The sequence below is a fragment of the Salmonella sp. GDC200615 genome, from assembly GCF_050574145.1.
GTDB classification, from domain to species: Bacteria; Pseudomonadota; Gammaproteobacteria; order Enterobacterales; family Enterobacteriaceae; genus Salmonella; species Salmonella enterica.
In genome coordinates, this window is record NZ_CP192247.1 from 922,287 (window position 1) to 940,860 (window position 18,574).

General features: G+C 53.9%; 15 protein-coding genes and 1 pseudogene. 8 read left to right on the forward strand and 8 right to left on the reverse strand.

Annotated features, from left to right (window positions below; genetic code table 11):
• Positions 1-9: 9 nt before the first annotated feature.
• The 3 genes and pseudogenes from ACQ29O_RS04375 to rpsT all read right to left on the reverse strand — a co-directional run bounded on the left by ACQ29O_RS04375 (position 10) and on the right by rpsT (position 4,179).
• Entirely contained in the window at positions 10-2,049 is a 2,040-nt protein-coding gene (locus tag ACQ29O_RS04375) for a glycoside hydrolase family 31 protein (protein ID WP_253336205.1), read from the reverse strand.
• 39 nt (positions 2,050-2,088) lie between these two features.
• Positions 2,089-3,461: pseudogene (locus ACQ29O_RS04380) on the reverse strand (MFS transporter).
• 454 nt (positions 3,462-3,915) lie between these two features.
• Positions 3,916-4,179, reverse strand: coding sequence for a 30S ribosomal protein S20 (gene rpsT / locus ACQ29O_RS04385; protein WP_001518655.1), 264 nt, complete (start codon positions 4,177-4,179; stop codon positions 3,916-3,918).
• 105 nt (positions 4,180-4,284) lie between these two features.
• Here rpsT and ACQ29O_RS04390 point away from each other — a divergent pair, with 105 nt between their 5' ends.
• The 8 genes from ACQ29O_RS04390 to rihC all read left to right on the forward strand — a co-directional run bounded on the left by ACQ29O_RS04390 (position 4,285) and on the right by rihC (position 12,720).
• Positions 4,285-4,500, forward strand: coding sequence for a YaaY family protein (locus ACQ29O_RS04390; RefSeq protein WP_001575565.1), 216 nt, complete (start codon positions 4,285-4,287; stop codon positions 4,498-4,500).
• 7 nt (positions 4,501-4,507) lie between these two features.
• Entirely contained in the window at positions 4,508-5,446 is a 939-nt protein-coding gene (gene ribF, locus ACQ29O_RS04395; protein ID WP_000767311.1) for a bifunctional riboflavin kinase/FAD synthetase, read from the forward strand.
• Between the two features lie 44 nt (positions 5,447-5,490).
• Positions 5,491-8,325: an isoleucine--tRNA ligase gene (ileS, locus tag ACQ29O_RS04400; RefSeq protein ID WP_024143561.1), complete on the forward strand. Its 2,835-nt coding sequence runs from the start codon at positions 5,491-5,493 to the stop codon at positions 8,323-8,325.
• On the forward strand, positions 8,325-8,825 hold the full coding sequence (lspA, locus tag ACQ29O_RS04405) for a signal peptidase II (protein WP_253336203.1): 501 nt from the start codon (positions 8,325-8,327) through the stop codon (positions 8,823-8,825). The genes ileS and lspA overlap by 1 nt, the downstream gene beginning before the upstream one ends.
• Before the next feature lie 154 nt (positions 8,826-8,979).
• On the forward strand, positions 8,980-9,429 hold the full coding sequence (fkpB, locus tag ACQ29O_RS04410) for an FKBP-type peptidyl-prolyl cis-trans isomerase (RefSeq protein ID WP_000047267.1): 450 nt from the start codon (positions 8,980-8,982) through the stop codon (positions 9,427-9,429).
• A 2-nt stretch (positions 9,430-9,431) separates the two neighbouring features.
• Positions 9,432-10,382: a 4-hydroxy-3-methylbut-2-enyl diphosphate reductase gene (ispH, locus tag ACQ29O_RS04415; protein WP_001166427.1), complete on the forward strand. Its 951-nt coding sequence runs from the start codon at positions 9,432-9,434 to the stop codon at positions 10,380-10,382.
• Positions 10,383-10,581: 199 nt separating this feature from the next.
• Positions 10,582-11,784 (forward strand): XAC2610-related protein, encoded by a 1,203-nt coding sequence (locus tag ACQ29O_RS04420; RefSeq protein WP_000516323.1) that lies wholly within the window; start codon positions 10,582-10,584, stop codon positions 11,782-11,784.
• Between the two features lie 15 nt (positions 11,785-11,799).
• On the forward strand, positions 11,800-12,720 hold the full coding sequence (gene rihC / locus ACQ29O_RS04425) for a ribonucleoside hydrolase RihC (RefSeq protein WP_000127276.1): 921 nt from the start codon (positions 11,800-11,802) through the stop codon (positions 12,718-12,720).
• Between the two features lie 21 nt (positions 12,721-12,741).
• Here the strand turns inward: rihC and citB are convergent, their stop codons facing one another.
• The 5 genes from citB to ACQ29O_RS04450 all read right to left on the reverse strand — a co-directional run bounded on the left by citB (position 12,742) and on the right by ACQ29O_RS04450 (position 18,528).
• Positions 12,742-13,428 carry a citrate response regulator transcription factor CitB gene (gene citB / locus ACQ29O_RS04430; RefSeq protein WP_000377410.1) on the reverse strand — a complete coding sequence of 229 codons (687 nt, stop codon included), beginning with the start codon at positions 13,426-13,428 and terminating at the stop codon, positions 12,742-12,744.
• Position 13,429: 1 nt separating this feature from the next.
• On the reverse strand, positions 13,430-15,049 hold the full coding sequence (citA, locus tag ACQ29O_RS04435; RefSeq protein ID WP_001670823.1) for a citrate sensor histidine kinase CitA: 1,620 nt from the start codon (positions 15,047-15,049) through the stop codon (positions 13,430-13,432).
• Positions 15,050-15,183: 134 nt separating this feature from the next.
• Positions 15,184-16,485 carry an oxalacetate decarboxylase subunit beta gene (locus ACQ29O_RS04440; protein WP_000444887.1) on the reverse strand — a complete coding sequence of 434 codons (1,302 nt, stop codon included), beginning with the start codon at positions 16,483-16,485 and terminating at the stop codon, positions 15,184-15,186.
• 12 nt (positions 16,486-16,497) lie between these two features.
• Positions 16,498-18,270, reverse strand: a complete 1,773-nt coding sequence (oadA, locus tag ACQ29O_RS04445) for a sodium-extruding oxaloacetate decarboxylase subunit alpha (protein WP_343095986.1) — start codon at positions 18,268-18,270, stop codon at positions 16,498-16,500.
• Between the two features lie 15 nt (positions 18,271-18,285).
• Positions 18,286-18,528: an oxaloacetate decarboxylase subunit gamma gene (locus tag ACQ29O_RS04450; RefSeq protein ID WP_020936820.1), complete on the reverse strand. Its 243-nt coding sequence runs from the start codon at positions 18,526-18,528 to the stop codon at positions 18,286-18,288.
• Positions 18,529-18,574: the final 46 nt, after the last annotated feature.

The window sequence follows — 18,574 nt, forward strand, 5'->3', positions numbered from 1 at the left end:
GGAATCATTCTACAAGTTCAGCAGGCTACGGTACTGCCCACCTTCGCGGATAAACACCGGAATTCTGTTCAGTGGCGTAGCGTAATGCAGCGTCTGCCCTCCTGAATAGCTTTCACCGGTCGCAAGATCCGTCCATGTTTCCCCTTCTGGTAGCCAGACATCACGCTCGCGCATACCTTCATGCATGACGGGGGCGATCAGCAGGTCAGGACCAAAACAATACTGGTCGGTGATTGTCCAACTTGTTTCCTGTTCGGGGAATTCAAAGAACAGGGGGCGCATCACTGGCGTATTGTGCTTATGGGTTTCCTCCATCAGCGCTTTGATATAGGGCTTGAGTTTTTCTCGCAACGCCAGGCAACCTGTCAGTACGTCGCATACTTCCTCACCGTAGCTCCAGACCTCGTTCGGCGCACCTGTAGGGCATTGAGCAATGCCATCCCGGTACGGTTGCGCGGGTAAAATCTGCGGATCGCGGTTGCCGTGCAGACGCATCACCGGACTAAAGACGCCCCACTGGAACCAGCGAATTAGCAATTCATGGAATTTCGGGTCGTGAATATTACCGCCATGGAAACCGCCGATATCCGTCGTCCACCACGGTATCCCTGCTATTCCCATATTGAGTCCGGCGGCAAACTGGTTGCGCAGCGATCTAAACGAGGAGTGAATATCCCCTGACCAGACCAGAGCGCCGTACTTCTGACTGCCGGCCCAGGCGCAGCGTAGCAGGTTGATAACCTGGTCTTCGCCATCGGCTTTCATGCCATCAAAAAAGGTTTTGGCGTACATGCGTGGGTAGATATTGCCCACTTCCAGTACCGGCCCGGCATGGTAGCGATAGTTGTCGTAGTCGTAAACGCTGAACTCAGGTTCGGCTTCATCTAACCAGAATAACTTCACGCCTTTATCGTAATAGTTGCGTTTGGCTTTGCCCCAGACGTAGTCGCGCGCGCCCGGATGAGTCGCATCAAAGTAAGTGGTATTGCCGAGGAAATCCATATTGATCGGCAAGCCACGTTCCGTTTGTACCAGCCAGCCGTTTTCGCGCATCTCCCGATAGCTTTCGGTACGGTTATCCACCGTCGGCCAGACGGAGACCATCAGCTCAATTCCCAGCGATTTCAGCTCGGCAATCATGGCATCAGGATCGGGCCAGTCGCGCGCATCGAACATCCAGTCACCCTGATTCGGCCAGTGAAAGAAGTCGATAACGATCACTGAGATAGGCAGATTGCGGCGCTTATATTCGCGGGCGACCTCCAGCAGCTCTTCCTGCGTACGATAACGGAGTTTGCACTGCCAGAAGCCCATGGCGTAGTCCGGCATCATCGGCGGCGTGCCGGTAGCCAGCGCGTAAGCCCGGCTAATTTCTGCCGGGGTATCGCCAGCCGTGATCCAGTAGTCTAACTGTTCGCTGACCTGCGCTTCCCATTCGGTAACGTTTTGGGCAAAGGTTACGCGTCCGACTGCCGGGTTGTTCCATAAAAATCCGTAGCCCAGACTGGAGAGCATAAACGGTACTGAGGCCTGGGAGTTATGTTGCGCCAGCTCAAGCACGCATCCTTTGAGATCCAGGTTGGCCTGTTGATACTGCCCCATGCCATAAATTTTTTCCCCTTCGGTGGCTTCGAAGCGGGCTTTCAGTGAATATTTCCCACCCTGAATAGGGCGGAACTCGCGTCCCTCAAGGTTGAGTGCGCTAACGTACTGGCCGTGAGATGATTCATCCTCGCCAATTTCGCCCCGCAGGCGCCAGAACTCCTGCAACAGGGGTTTGTGTGGATGGCGGTAAAAGGTAACTTGTCCTTTTTGATTGACGATAGCGATAATTTTGCCGTTGGTCAGCGTTGCCTGGTGGTGCTCATAATCAATGTGGCACTGACTTTCTGCGACTGGCTCAGTCAATGCCCAGTCTTCATTTCTCATTACCGGCAGATGACGGCCGCTGCGTACGCGCAGGCTGTTCTCGCCCCAGGGTTCAATCCATAAATAGCGATCGTTTTGCTGCCAGACCAGACGACGCGGGTCTTGTTGCATAAATGGCATGGTGGTGCCTCCCATATTCGAGGGTGAAGGTAAAGAACGTTATGAGTTGACGGTTTCCAGATCGTGGCGAATCTTCTCTTCCATCGCTTCGTATTTGCGAAAGAAAAGTAGTGGGATCGCTGCGAGCGCGAAGAGTAGGGCGGGTGCCCAGATAAAGGCCCAGATAATGCCCTCCAGACCCGCAGCACTCTGGGCATGGTTGGGGACATAGCCAAAACTGTTCATGATCCAGGCGGCGAAAGCGGTGCCGAGGCCACTACCCATCTTGATGCAGAAGGTGCTGCCGAAGGCGATAAGAATGCCGGTAGCCTTAATACCGGTCTTCCAGGCGCCGAAATCGACGGCGAACCCCAGCATGGCAAACGGCATTGAGCAGGCGATACCGCTGCCGATATTGCCGAGTATCCAGGCGGCGATGAGGAAAGTAATGTTGTCCGCTGCCAGCCACATCATGACGCCGCCAAACGTGGCGACCAGCAGACCGCCTACCCATATCCAGGTTTTAGCCAGGTATTTGCTAAAGAAGGGGATAGCGATGATAAACAGGATCTGAATCGTCGCCAGGCTGTTAATCAGCGGTACCAGATCTTTACGGTCGAGGTTGTAGGTCAGATAATAGACAATGGTCGTGTTGCGCTGCTGTAGGGCAATCCAGAAGATCAGATTAGCCAGCACCATCAGGATCCACGGCCAGTTACCTTTCATCGCCGCGAAACTTTTTTCATCGGCAACTTAGGTTCATGCTGTATTTTATCCGTATCCATTTCACGAATGTTTTTAAACGCAAAGAGCGTTAGCGCGCAGGATATAATGGCAAACGTAATTGCCGTATAAATAAAACCAGCGTGATCATCACCGTTACCTAAAAAAGCGACTAACGGCAAGGCGGTCGCGTTCATTAATAAAACCCCAATTTGTCCACCGGTCATTCGCCAGGAATTTAAAACCAGTCTTTCCTTGGGAGATAAGGTCATCAGGGGTAATATTGCACTGAGTGGTGTATTAAGTCCGGTAAATAGAATGCTGGCAATCATATAAGATATTGCTGCATAGATGGCTTTTCCTGTCATACTGATATCAGGAGACCAAAATGACAGTGCGCTGAATACCGCAAAAGGCAGCGGTAACCATAAAAACCAGGGACGACATTTACCGTAGCGTGAACGTGTTTTATCGATGATGATCCCCCATATGGGGGCGTCTATGCCATCGATAATACGCGCCAGCAGCAGGATAACGCCTGCTACGGCAAGGCTAATGCCCGCAACGTCTGTGTAGAAATATAAAATGTACGTTGAACCGAAGCAGTACAGCAGATTACCCGCCACATCCAAAGAGCCGTAGCTAATACGCTGTAGTAAAGACAATGATGCTGACCCGGAAGGCTGGGTATCCTCAATGACAGAACTCATAATGATAACTCCGATATTGGTACGATACGCCCAGAAAAACAACCTCTACTTTCTAAGCAAGTTTTGAATATTATTTTTATGTCGTTTTTGAATTTAACCTCAGATTAAAATGAGTAAGTAAGGTGTACATGAAAAGTAGTTAACCCGACGGCATCAATCAATTATTAAATCTTACATCAGGATTGCGTTTATTAGTTTTTGAATGAGCGATGTTTTTATTTGCTAAGGTGGTCACAGTTTTTTCAGTAATGAAATAAGAAAAGGAAAACAGTGAAAGAAAATAACTTTCAAGTATTACGTGACTAAGGGAGGGATAGCTGAAAAAATAGGCTGGTTAGTAAGAGCGTGAACGAGTGAGGTCAGCGCCAGCGGTTGACGAGCAAAACGGCAGATAGCAGGCATAAAAAACCCGCTTTACGCGGGTTTTTCTACAAAGCTGATAACAAGCAGGCGATTAAGCCAGTTTGTTGATCTGTGCAGTCAGGTTAGCTTTATGACGTGCAGCTTTGTTTTTGTGGATCAGACCTTTAGCAGCCTGACGGTCCACGATCGGTTGCATTTCGTTAAATGCTTTCAGTGCAGCAGCTTTGTCGCCAGCTTCGATAGCTGCGTATACTTTCTTGATGAAAGTACGCATCATAGAGCGACGGCTTGCGTTGTGCTTACGAGCCTTTTCAGACTGAACGGCGCGCTTCTTAGCTGATTTGATATTAGCCAAGGTCCAACTCCCAAATGTGTTCTATATGGACAATTCAAAGGCCGAGGAATATGCCCTTTTAGCCTTCTTTTGTCAATGGATTTGTGCAAATAAGCGCCGTTTAAATTGCAGCACTCGTTGCGTAGTGATGGCGCAGGATTCTACCAGCTTGCGTGCTGTGAATACAGCCTTTCCATGAGAAAAATTGCATTAAGCGGCGGGTTTTGGGGCGGAGTTTGCCGCATGGCGATGAAAAGCATCTTCTTTATGTTTCATCAGGGCAATCGCCGGTTAACCTTAACCGCTGTACAAGGTATACTCTTGCGATTTTCACTGTTTTGAGTCAGACATGAAGCTGATACGCGGCATACATAATCTCAGTCAGGCCCCGCATGGGTGTGTGCTGACCATTGGTAATTTCGACGGCGTACATCGGGGGCATCGCGCTCTACTGCAGGGTTTGCAGGAAGAAGGACGCAGACGCGGTCTGCCGGTGGTGGTCATGATTTTCGAACCGCAGCCGCTGGAGCTGTTCGCGACGGATAAAGCGCCCGCCCGCCTGACGCGCCTGCGTGAAAAACTGCATTACCTTGCGCAGTGCGGCGTGGACTATGTGCTGTGCGTGAAATTCGATCGCCGCTTTGCCGCTTTGACGGCGCAAACGTTTATCAGCGAACTGCTGGTGGAGCGACTTGGCGTGCAATTTCTTGCCGTCGGCGATGATTTCCGCTTTGGTGCTAGCCGCGCGGGCGATTTCTTGTTATTACAGAAGGCGGGGGCGGAGTATGGTTTTGCGGTTTCCAGCACCCAAACCTTTTGTGAAGGCGGCGTGCGTATCAGTAGTACCGCAGTGAGACAGGCGCTGGCGGAAGATAACCTGGCGCTTGCCGAAAGTCTGCTGGGACATCCCTTTACTATTTCCGGGCGTGTCGTTCATGGCGACGAGCTGGGACGTACCATTGGCTTCCCGACGGCGAACTTACCGCTGCGCCGTCAGGTCTCCCCGGTCAAAGGGGTCTATGCGGTGGAAGTCACCGGGCTTGGCGATAAGCCGTTACCCGGCGTAGCGAACATTGGCACTCGTCCAACGGTGGCTGGCGTGCGTCAACAACTGGAAGTGCATCTGCTGGACGTTGTAATGGACCTCTACGGTCGCCATATAGATGTAATACTGCGTAAAAAGATACGTAATGAGCAGCGATTTGCGTCGCTTGATGAGCTAAAAGCGCAAATCGCACGCGATGAGTTAACGGCCCGCAAGTTTTTTGGGCTAGCCGGGCAGGTGTAACCCTGACGGTGTTTATCAAACCGAAATACGGAACCGAGAATCTGATGAGTGACTATAAATCGACCCTGAATTTGCCGGAAACAGGGTTCCCGATGCGCGGCGACCTCGCCAAGCGTGAACCGGGAATGCTGGCGCGTTGGACCGATGATGATCTGTACGGCATCATTCGTGCGGCCAAAAAAGGCAAAAAAACCTTCATTCTGCATGATGGCCCTCCATATGCGAATGGCAGCATTCATATTGGTCACTCAGTTAACAAGATTCTGAAAGACATTATCGTGAAGTCCAAAGGACTGTCGGGATTTGACTCGCCTTACGTGCCGGGCTGGGACTGTCACGGTCTGCCTATCGAGCTGAAAGTCGAGCAGGAGTTCGGGAGGCCGGGCGAGAAATTCACTGCCGCTGAATTCCGCGCCAAGTGCCGCGAATATGCTGCTACGCAGGTTGACGGCCAGCGTAAAGACTTCATTCGTCTGGGCTTGTTGGGCGACTGGTCGCATCCGTACCTGACCATGGACTTCAAAACCGAAGCCAACATCATCCGCGCGCTGGGCAGAATTATCAAAAACGGTCATCTGCACAAAGGCGCTAAGCCGGTGCACTGGTGCGTTGACTGCCGTTCCGCGCTGGCGGAAGCGGAAGTTGAATATTACGACAAAACGTCACCGTCTATCGACGTGGCGTTCCGCGCCGTCGATCAGGATGCGGTGAAAGCGAAGTTTGGCCTGCCGGGCGTGAGCGGCCCTGTGTCGCTGGTTATCTGGACCACCACGCCGTGGACTCTGCCGGCTAACCGCGCCATCTCCCTGGCGCCGGACTTTGATTATGCGCTGGTGCAGATTGACGGCCAGGCGGTGATTCTGGCGAAAGATCTGGTTGAAAGCGTCATGCAGCGTATTGGCGCGGCTGAATACACCATTCTCGGCACCGTTAAAGGCGCGGAGCTGGAACTGCTGCGCTTTACCCATCCGTTTATGGGCTTTGACGTGCCGGCGATCCTCGGCGATCACGTCACCCTGGACGCCGGTACCGGCGCGGTACATACCGCCCCTGGTCACGGCCCGGATGACTACGTGATCGGCCAAAAGTATGGTCTGGAAACGGCTAACCCGGTTGGGCCGGACGGCGCTTACCTGCCAGGCACATATCCAACGCTTGACGGTGTTAACGTCTTCAAGGCGAACGATATCGTTATTGAACTGCTGAAAGAAAAAGGCGCGCTACTGCATGTCGAAAAAATGCAGCACAGCTATCCGTGCTGTTGGCGTCACAAAACGCCGATCATTTTCCGCGCGACCCCGCAGTGGTTCGTCAGCATGGATAAAGAAGGGCTTCGTCAACAGTCCCTGAAAGAGATCAAAGGCGTTCAGTGGATCCCGGACTGGGGTCAGGCGCGTATTGAATCAATGGTCGCTAACCGTCCTGACTGGTGTATCTCACGTCAGCGTACCTGGGGCGTACCGATGTCGCTGTTCGTGCATAAAGAAACGCAGGAGCTACTGCCGATTGAGCGTACTCTGGCGGCGATGGAAGAGGTGGCGAAACGCGTCGAAGTTGACGGTATCCAGGCGTGGTGGGATCTCGACCCGAAAGAGATCCTCGGCGAAGATGCCGATCAATACGAGAAAGTTCCGGATACGTTGGACGTTTGGTTTGATTCCGGTTCCACCAGTTACTCCGTGGTTGATGCACGTCCGGAATTCGCCGGTCATGCGGCCGATATGTATCTGGAAGGCTCTGACCAGCATCGCGGCTGGTTTATGTCCTCCCTGATGATTAGCGTGGCGATGAAAGGCAAAGCGCCATACCGCCAGGTACTGACTCACGGCTTCACCGTCGATGGTCAGGGGCGCAAGATGTCCAAATCCATCGGTAACACCGTGTCGCCGCAGGATGTGATGAATAAACTGGGCGCGGATATCCTGCGTCTGTGGGTGGCGTCTACTGACTATACCGGCGAAATGGCGGTCTCTGACGAAATCCTGAAACGCGCTGCCGACAGCTATCGTCGTATCCGTAATACCGCGCGCTTCCTGCTGGCGAACCTCAATGGCTTCAATCCGGCCACCGATATGGTCAAACCGGAAGAGATGGTGGTGCTGGACAGGTGGGCGGTGGGCTGCGCGAAAACGGCGCAGCAAGAGATTCTGAAGGCATACGAAGCTTACGACTTCCATGAAGTGGTACAGCGCCTGATGCGCTTCTGCTCCGTTGAAATGGGGTCGTTCTACCTCGACATCATTAAAGACCGCCAGTACACCGCGAAGGCCGATAGCGTCGCGCGTCGTAGCTGCCAGACTGCGCTGTATCATATCGCAGAGGCGCTGGTTCGCTGGATGGCGCCGATCATGTCCTTCACGGCTGATGAAATCTGGGGCTACCTGCCGGGCGAGCGTGAAAAATATGTCTTCACCGGCGAATGGTACGACGGGTTGTTTGGCCTGGAAGAGAATGAAGAATTTAATGACGCATTCTGGGACGATGTCCGCTATATCAAGGACCAGGTCAACAAAGAGCTGGAAAATCAGAAAGCCAATGGCATCAAATCGAACCTGGAAGCAAAAGTGACGCTGAAATATGCTGACGATGCTAACGGTACGATCAAGAAGCTGAAACTGTTGGGCGAAGAGGTCAGATTTATCTTCATTACTTCCCAGTTCGTGATTTCTGAGCAAGCGGGGGGTATTGATGATGAAAATATTCAGTACAATGCTGGTAATACGACAGTTCAGGCAGTGGTAACGCGTGCCGAGGGTGATAAGTGTCCGCGCTGCTGGCACTACACTACTGATGTCGGCAAGGTGGCGGAACATGCAGATATCTGCGGACGCTGTGTCAGCAACATCGCCGGTAATGGCGAACAACGTAAATTTGCCTGATGAGTAAACCACTCTGTTCAACAGGACTACGCTGGCTATGGCTGGTAGTAGTCGTGCTGATTATCGATTTGGGCAGCAAATACCTGATCCTCCAGAATTTCGCTCTGGGGGATACGGTAGGGCTGTTCCCGTCGCTTAATCTGCATTATGCGCGTAACTACGGCGCGGCTTTTAGCTTCCTGGCGGATAGCGGCGGCTGGCAGCGCTGGTTCTTTGCCGGGATTGCGATAGGGATCTGCGTAATTCTTTTGGTGATGATGTATCGCTCGAAAGCGACGCAGAAGATGAATAACATCGCTTATGCGTTAATCATCGGCGGCGCGCTGGGTAACCTGTTCGACCGCCTGTGGCACGGCTTTGTTGTCGATATGATCGATTTTTACGTCGGCAACTGGCATTTCGCGACGTTCAACCTTGCCGATAGCGCGATCTGTATCGGCGCGGCGCTGATAGTACTGGAAGGCTTTTTGCCGAAGCCGACAGCGAAAGAACAGGCATAAGCGTAAATACCGGGTGGCGCTTATCCGGTTTTGTAGGTCTGATAAGCGCAGCGCCATCAGGCAAACGTGGTGCCGGATGGCGGTGAAAACGCCTTATCCGGCCTACGGTTTTATCGTCCTTTGTGCCTCCGGGCAAAACACGTGAGCAATTTGCATGTCTAAATCCGTACAGAGCAACAGCGCTATCCTCGTTCACTTCACCCTGAAACTGGATGATGGCTCAACGGCGGAATCTACCCGCAATAACGGCAAGCCAGCCCTGTTCCGTCTTGGCGATACCTCGCTTTCCGAAGGTCTGGAGCAGCAGCTTCTGGGGTTGAAAGAAGGGGAAAAGAAAGCGTTTTCGCTGGAGCCTGACGCCGCGTTTGGCGTCCCCAGTCCGGACTTGATCCAGTATTTCTCGTGCCGTGAGTTTATGGCGGCGGGCGAACCGGAAGTCGGGGCGATTATGCTTTTTACCGCAATGGATGGCAGCGAAATGCCTGGCGTGATTCGCGAAATCAACGGCGACTCGATTACCGTTGATTTTAACCATCCGCTGGCCGGGCATACCGTTCACTTTGATATTGAAGTGCTGGAAATCGATCCGGCGCTGGAGGCATAAACATGCAGATCCTGTTGGCCAACCCACGCGGTTTTTGCGCCGGGGTAGACCGCGCTATCAGCATTGTTGAAAATGCGCTCGCTATTTACGGCGCGCCAATTTACGTTCGGCACGAAGTCGTGCATAACCGCTATGTAGTGGACAGCCTGCGCCAGCGCGGGGCGATCTTTATAGAGCAAATTAGCGAAGTGCCGGATGGCGCCATTCTGATCTTCTCCGCTCATGGGGTTTCACAGGCGGTGCGTAACGAGGCGAAAAGCCGCGATCTTACCGTTTTTGACGCCACCTGCCCGCTGGTGACGAAAGTCCATATGGAAGTGGCGCGCGCCAGCCGTCGCGGTGAAGAATCTATTCTCATCGGCCACGCCGGGCACCCGGAAGTGGAAGGCACCATGGGTCAGTACAGCAACCCGGAAGGGGGGATGTACCTGGTGGAGTCGCCAGAGGACGTCTGGACGCTGAATGTCAAAAATGAAGGCAAGCTCTCCTTCATGACGCAAACCACGCTTTCCGTGGACGATACGTCCGATGTGATTGATGCGCTGCGTAAACGCTTTCCGAAAATCGTCGGCCCGCGCAAAGACGATATTTGCTATGCCACTACTAATCGTCAGGAAGCGGTGCGGGCGCTGGCGGAGCAGGCTGACGTGGTGCTGGTGGTTGGCTCGAAAAACTCTTCTAACTCTAACCGATTGGCGGAACTGGCCCAACGGATGGGAAGAACCGCGTTTCTTATCGACGATGCGGCGGATATCCAGGAGGCGTGGGTGAAAGAAGCCGCCTGCGTCGGCGTCACTGCTGGCGCTTCCGCGCCGGATATTCTGGTGCAGAATGTTATTGCGCGTCTGCGCGAGTTTGGCGGCGGCGAAGCCGTCACGCTTGAGGGGCGCGAAGAAAATATTGTTTTCGACGTGCCGAAAGAGCTGCGTGTGGATGTTCGTGAGGTCGAATAAGATTTCATAATTCAGAAATCTGCCTGATGACGCTACGTTGACCAGATCTTAAGAATTTCTTTTGATATTCAATGTGCGACAGGAAAAATAAGGCGTAGTCGTCATCCGTTGCTAATGCCCCACCTTTTTGCTATTCATCTGAAAAACCAGCACAATCGTTGCTGGTTTTTTGGTTGTAATGCCTACAGGGATAAGGGAAATGGGCAAAATAAAATATGGATTGCCAACGTTACTCGCCATCGGCTTTTGGATGGACGCAACAAGCGCCACGGTGCTGGAGCTACCTGCCTGGGAGCGAAACTATACCGGGACTATCGCGGGGAAACCGGTAAACGTTAATATCACGCGATTTGGTAACTCTCTTAATGGGTATTACTGCTATGAACCTTGCAATCAGCACAAGGCAGTGATTGTTCTACGCGGCTCACTCCAGGATAAAGAGGTGCATCTTGAAGAACGCGTAAAGGCGCTTTCGGGTTACTGGAATGCGGAAATCTCCAGCAGTGAGATTAAAGGCGAATGGACGTCCGCAGATAAAAAACGACATTTTCCTGTTGCCCTTATCTATTACAAACCTAAAAACTCCCCTGATATTGTGCTGGTCACGAACACGAATGATGCAGGGGGTTACGACCCTTCCAAAGAGATTGATTGCGGCAATACGCCGGCCATTTCGGCGATAAAATTATACCGTGATGGTAAACTCATACAGACCTTAGATACCGCCTCGGTGGGCACTTGTAGCCCGTTTATGCCTCAATGGGGGGATGTCAATTTTGATGGCTACCCGGATCTATCGATTGTAACAGAGTTACTTGCTGGGCCGGATGCTCCAGTACAAACATGGCTCTATGACCCCGCCAAACAGCGTTATGTTGATGCGCCAGCGTCTTATCAGGAAATCACTTCACCAGAGATCGATGCTGAACATAAACAGATTGTCAGCTATTGGCGCGGCGGTTGCTGCAGCCATGGCGTCAATGTGTATCGCTGGAAAGGAAAAACGATTGAACTGATCGATCGCGGTGAAAGCTACTTTCAGCCTGTGATAAGTAAAGGCAAAATGTATAACTGCTACATGACACCTTCCTACGCTGATGGGCGTATTATTTATCCGCTAGTACGTAAAAATGGTCATTTGACGCCGCCTCTTAGCCTTGATGGGACGTGTCAATCTTTTTGGCTAACCGGTAATGTTCGTACCGTGATTCAGGCAGAAAAACCCGGCGCTGAGCCCGAATCGCTTGAGATTCAGTGGCAGGAAAACAAAGCATCGCCAGGGCGTTTTTGCCCATTAGTTCCGTTTGTCGAAGGTGATAAGCTAAGTCCGCGTCTGGTGACGGATGACGATGTGCCTGATACCTGTATCAGTCGCGCTGAGTATGAAGATATAAAACAATAGGTCAGGAGAGCGTTAATGACAGCATCCCTACACATTATTCTTGATACCGATCCGGGCATTGATGACGCGGCTGCGATTGCCGCTGCGCTGTTCGCCCCCCAGCTTGATCTGCAACTAATAACCACCGTCGCAGGCAATGTTTCCGTTGAAAAAACGACCCGTAATGCGTTGCAGCTTCTGCATTTCTGGGACGCCGATGTGCCACTTGCGCAAGGGGCCGCGACGCCGCTGCTGCGTCCGCTACGTGATGCGGCATACGTCCACGGCGAATCCGGTATGGAAGGCTATGATTTTGTCGACCATCAGCGCCAACCGTTGGCGAAGCCTGCGTTTATCGCTATCCGGGATGTGCTGATGAACGCCCCGGAGCCCATGACATTAGTGGCGATTGGGCCATTGACCAATATTGCGTTGCTACTGATGCACTATCCGGAGTGTGCGTGTAACATTCGCCGTCTGGTGTTGATGGGCGGTTCCGCAGGGCGCGGCAATTTTACGCCTAATGCTGAATTTAACATTGCTGTCGATCCGGAGGCCGCGGCGCTGGTGTTCCGCAGCGGTCTGGAGATTGTGATGTGTGGGCTGGACGTTACAAATCAGGCAATGCTCTCGCCAGATTTTCTGAATAAACTGCCCGCGCTGAATCGCACCGGTAAGATGTTGCACAGCCTGTTCAACCATTATCGCAGCGGTAGTATGCGCACTGGCGTCCGGATGCACGATCTCTGCGCTATCGCCTGGCTGGTGCGTCCGGAGCTTTTTACCCTGCAATCCTGTTTTGTGGCCGTAGAAACGCAGGGGGAATATACCGCAGGCACGACGGTCGTTGATATTGAAGGGCGTCTGGGGCAGCCCGCCAACGCGCAGGTGGCGCTGGCGCTGGATGTGGACGGTTTTCGTCAGTGGGTGGCTGAGGTGTTTGCCTATGCGCCGTAATTACATGTTGGCGCCATAATCTCATACTTTGCCGCGATAGAGTCTCTCCGGCCTGCCCACTTTCCCGTAGCTGATCTCCGCTTCGAGAAAGTTATTTTTCACGCCTTGTTCCAGATAGCGTCGGGCAGTGGTTTTACTGCTGCCCAGAATTTGCGCCAGAGTGTCTGCTGTATGTACTGCCTGCGGGTCGGCGAATATTTGTCGTACCCGGTTGAAGGTGTTTTCATCAATTCCCCGCAGTCCGCTATTCGGTTCTGCGGTTTGTTCTTTGGCCCGGATATTAAATAAGGCATCAACGTGCGTCTGGTTTGCCTGCTCACTGGAACGTAACGAACTGCGGTAACGGGTGAACCGCTCCAGGGTATGCTGCAGGCGCTGATAATGTACCGGCTTAATCAGGTAATCGAATACGCCCATGCGTAAGGCATCGCTGATGGTATCCATATGATTGTCGGCGGTAATGAAAATAATTCGCCCCGTGTAGTTGGTGCTGATGGTATGACGAATTAAATCGATCCCTTTGCCACCGGGTAAAAAATTATCCAATAGAATTAACTGTGGTTGATAGAGGCGTATTTGCTTCTTCGCACTTTCCAGTTTGTCTGCGATGCCGACGATTGAAAACTGGGGAAAAATCTTGATGGTGTCCACCAGGATTTCCGCTAGCATCGGTTCGTCTTCAACGATGAGTGTCGTAATGCTATCCATGTTATTCTTCTCTGGTAAAAGGGATATAGAGGGTAAAAATGGTGCCAAAAGGATTATTGTTATCGACGATAATGTCGCCATTGGCCTGCTTGACGTAGCTGTGCACCAACCATAATCCAATTCCGTGATCGCCGTTATTGTGGGTGGTCACTCCACGCTCGAAAATATGCTGGCGGATATTTTCGTCAATACCACATCCCTGATCGGCAACTTCAATAATGACTTCATTACCTTCGCTGTTGATCAGGCACTCAATCTGTCGCGAGCCTTCGCGATTGAGCAGGGTGGCGTTATAGGCGTTGTCCAATAAATTGCCAACAATCGAAATCCATTCATTATGCGAGAGCGATGACGGCAGGTGTTCAACAAAGCTTGAAGGATCGAAAATCAGCTCCAGTCCCAGCTCTTTTGCCCGATAATATTTACCGATTAATAGCCCCGCAAGGTGGTGGTCGCGGAAATTATGGGAAATAAAATCGAGTACTTTCTGGTGGCTTTCCGACTGCTGCTGAATCAGCGCCAGCGCATTATCGTAGCGCTTCAGGAACAGCAGTCCGGCAATGGTGGAAATAAGGTTGCGATGCTCATGCTGCACGGCGCGCAGGTTATCGGCGTATTGCCGCACCTGACTTAACTGCAGGCTGAGTGTATTGATATCGTCTTTGTTGCGAAAGCTAATAACCCAGCCCTGAGGCTGGTTGTCAATAATGACCGCCATGCGACTGGCGATGACTTTCATTTGGTTAAAGGTGACGATCTCATCTTTTTTGTTTTTTTGCGGCGCATCGTAAAAGAAGGCCTCCGGCAACACGACATGGTGGATTGCATAGCCAATGAGTTCAGACTCCGGTTGGCTCAGATTCAGTAAGCGGCGAGCCGTTTGGTTAATGGCGGTAATACGGTGATGGGAGTCAATGGCGATCAACCCTTCAAATACCGACTCAAACAACACGCTTTGCTGAATTAATAGTTGTGAAAGCTGCTGTGGCTCCATGTTAAGCATCTGCTTTTTAATATGCAGCGAGAAGCGGCGGGCACAGTACAACAGCACCAGCAGCAGTAACGCCATCGGGAACAGCAACGAGCTGATTTGTAAGTTAAGCCAGCTCTCCAGCTGTTCCAGAGTATAGCCGACGGAAACAATACCGATGACTTTACCGGTACTGTCCTGAATCGGGGATTTACCACGCAAGGAAGAGCCTAATGAACCTTTGCGCACCGATACGTAGCTTTTAGCATTATACAGCGCGTCGTCGCTATCGCCGCCCTCCATATATTTGCCGATCTCATCCGGGTTGACGTGATACAGTCGCTGACCTTTTTCGTTGCCAACGGTAATGTAAGTCGCATCCGAAAACGAGCGCATTGGGTCAATCAACGCTTTGATGCGTGACAAATCATGCGCCTCTACGGCTTCAACTAATTCTGGCATAGCGGATATTTGCATTGCCTGAATAAGCGCACGTTGGCCCACCTGATAATGCAGGCGTTCTTTCGTGATATCGGTCAGATACCAGGTGATTGCCAGCATCACGATGGTGGATGTAAACAGGATCAGTAGAAATATCCGGTTTTGAAACGAGTGTCTGGCAAACCAGCGTGTAATTTCCCGTATAAACATATTGGTATTTAAATATTTAATTACGGTATTTTCTTGCATTCGGCATCACCGGAACCTGAACCAGTTCATACTTACTTTTCTTTCAGAAAAAATTTGGATGAAAATGGGATACGACATGCGTATCCCATCCACTATTACATCGCCAGCACGTACTTCAGCATCACGCCCGCGGCAATGGCCGAACCGATAACCCCCGCCACGTTCGGGCCCATCGCGTGCATCAGCAGGAAGTTCTGCGGGTCCGACTCCAGGCCCACCTTGTTCGATACGCGTGCCGCCATCGGCACCGCCGACACCCCCGCCGAACCGATAAGCGGGTTGATTTTGTTCTTACTGCACAGGTTCATCAGCTTCGCCATCAGCACCCCGGCCGCCGTCCCAATCCCGAACGCAATCACACCCAGCAGCAGAATGCCCAGCGTCTGCGGCTGCAAAAACTTATCCGCCACCAGCTTCGCGCCCACCGACAGCCCGAGGAAGATGGTCACGATATTAATCAGCCCGTTCTGTACCGTGTCGCTCAGACGCTCCACCACGCCGCTTTCACGCATCAGGTTGCCAAAGCAGAACATCCCCAGCAGCGGCGCGGCGTCCGGCAGCAGCAGGGCCACCAGTAGTAACAGCACCACCGGGAAGAGGATTTTTTCCCGCTTACTCACCGTGCGCAGCTGCACCATGCGGATTTTGCGCTCTTTCTCGCTGGTCAGCGCGCGCATAATCGGTGGCTGGATTAACGGCACCAGCGCCATATACGAGTACGCCGCCACCGCGATGGCCCCCAGCAGCTCCGGCGCCAGCTTGCCCGACAGATAAATCGCCGTCGGGCCGTCCGCGCCGCCGATGATGCCGATTGCCGCCGCCTGCGGCAGGGTGAAGGAAATCAGGCCGAAGTAGTTCAGCGTCAGCGCCCCCAGCACGGTGGCGAAGATGCCGAACTGCGCCGCCGCGCCGAGCAGCAGGGTGCGCGGGTTGGCCAGCAGCGGGCCGAAGTCGGTCATCGCGCCGACGCCCATAAAGATGACCAGCGGCGCGACACCGGAGCCAATCGCCACTTTGTAGAACAACGCCAGCACCCCCGGTGTATAGCCCATGTCCACCGCCAGGTTCTCCATCTGGCTCTGCACCGACGGCAGCGCCAGCGCTAATGCCTCTTTAATGGCGTGCACGTCCGGCGCGCAGTTGAGCTTCGCGGCAATCACCGCCAGTTGCCCGGCGTCGTGGTGCGCCAGCAGGCTCTCCAGAGCGGTCAGCGCCATACCCGCTTCCGGGATATTGGAGAGCAGGCCGCCGAAGCCAATCGGCAGCAGCAGTAACGGTTCGAACTTCTTCGCAATCGCCAGCCACAGCAGCAGCAGGCTGACCAGCAGCATGATGGCCTGGCCTGCGCCAAGGTGCATCAGCCCCATGCCCTGAAGCAGGGCGTTCAGACTTTCCATTTCAGTTCTCCGTTACGCCAGCGTCATCAGGGTGTCGCCCACGGAGACCGCGTCCCCGGACTTCACCGCGATACCGCGTACCGTCCCGGCCTGCGCGGCGCGGATTTCGGTTTCCATCTTCATGGCTTCCAGAATCAGCAGCACGTCGCCTTCGGCCACGCTCTGGCCCTCGGTGGCAATCACCTTCCAGATGTTGCCCGCCAGCGGCGCGGTGACCGGGGTGCCGGCGCCTGCCGGGGCAACCGGGGATGCCGCCTGAACCGGCGCAGACGAAGCCGCCGTCAGCTGGCTGATATCGCCGCCGTCGCTGACCTTCACCACAAAGGCTTTGCCTTCCACTTCCACGGTGTAGATACCGGAAGCGGCAGGCTTCTCTGCTTTTGTCACCGGCTGCGCGGCTTCCGCCTGCGGTACCGGCTCAAACGCCGCCGGGTTGTGGCGGTTTTCGAGGAATTTGAGGCCAATCTGCGGGAACAGCGCCACGGTGAGCACGTCGTCGATGGCGTTTCCCGCAAGCTGAATGCCCTTCTCCTGCGCCTGGCGCCTGACGTCCGCTTCCAGTTCAGCCAGTTCCGGCTTCAGCAGGTCCGCCGGGCGGCAGGTCACCGGAGCGCCCCCTTCCAGCACGCGGGCCTGTAACGCGGCGTTCACCGGCACCGGGGTGTGGCCGTATTCGCCTTTCAGAATGCCCGCCGTTTCTTTGGCAATGGTTTTGTAGCGCTCGCCGGTCAGGACATTGAGCACCGCCTGGGTGCCGACAATCTGCGAGGTCGGGGTCACCAGCGGGATAAAGCCGAGGTCCTCGCGCACGCGGGGGATTTCCGCCAGCACCTGGTCGAGTTTGTCCGCCGCGTTCTGCTGCTTCAGCTGGCTTTCGAGGTTGGTGAGCATTCCGCCCGGTACCTGGGCCACCAGAATACGGCTGTCGTAGCCCTTCAGCTGGCCTTCAAAGGCGTGATACTTTTTGCGCACCTCGCGGAAGTACGCGGCGATATTTTCCAGCTTCAGGATATCCAGCCCGGTGTCGTGCTCAGTACCTGCCAACGTCGCCACCAGCGCTTCGGTGGCCGGGCGGCCGTAGGTGGCGCTCATGGAGGAAATCGCCGTGTCCACGCCGTCAACACCCGCCTCGATAGCCTTCAGCAGGGCCATCTCCGCCATCCCGGTGGTGGCGTGACAGTGCAGGTGCAGGCGCACGTCATAGCGTTTTTTGATTTCGCTCACCAGCTCATACGCCGCCATCGGCGTGAGAATGCCGGACATATCCTTGATGGCGATGGAATCGACGCCGGTCTCTAACAACTGTTCGGTTAAATCCAGCCAGGTCTGCAGGGTGTGCGCCGGGCTGGTGGTATAGCTCAGCGTGCCCTGGGCGTGCGCGCCGTGGCTGCGCACCGCCTGCAGGGCGGCCTTCATATTGCGCGGGTCGTTCATGGCATCGAAGACGCGGAACACGTCCATGCCGTTTTTCACCGCCCGCTCAACGAAGCGTTCCACCACATCATCGGCGTAATGGCGGTAGCCGAGCAGGTTCTGGCCGCGCAGCAGCATCTGCAGGGGAGTCTTCGGCATGGCCTTTTTAAGCTCGCGCAGGCGCAGCCACGGGTCTTCGCCGAGAAAGCGGATACAGGCGTCAAAGGTGGCGCCGCCCCAGCACTCCAGCGACCCGTAGCCCACGTCATCGAGCGCGGCGGCAATCGGCAGCATGTCATCAAGGCGCAGGCGGGTGGCGAACAGGGACTGGTGGGCGTCACGCAGGACGACGTCGGTAATGGCAATGGTCATGGATCCCTCCGGGAATTAAGCGTTAAGGCGGTGATGGTGGTGGATAGCGGCGGCAATCACCGGCTTTAAGCGGGTGAAGTCGTCCACGACGGGAACGGCACGCGGTGCGGGCGCGGCGACGGGTTCCGGGAAGAAGCGAGTAATCACGGCGGACATGCCGCGGATGGCAAAGATGAGCAGGAACAGAAAGCTCAGTACGAACCCCATCCCTAAAAACATCAGGGTGAAACCTTCACCCAGTAGTACAGCTTCATTCATGAATCATTTTCCATAATGAGAGGCACGACGGTGGCCTTGACGACAA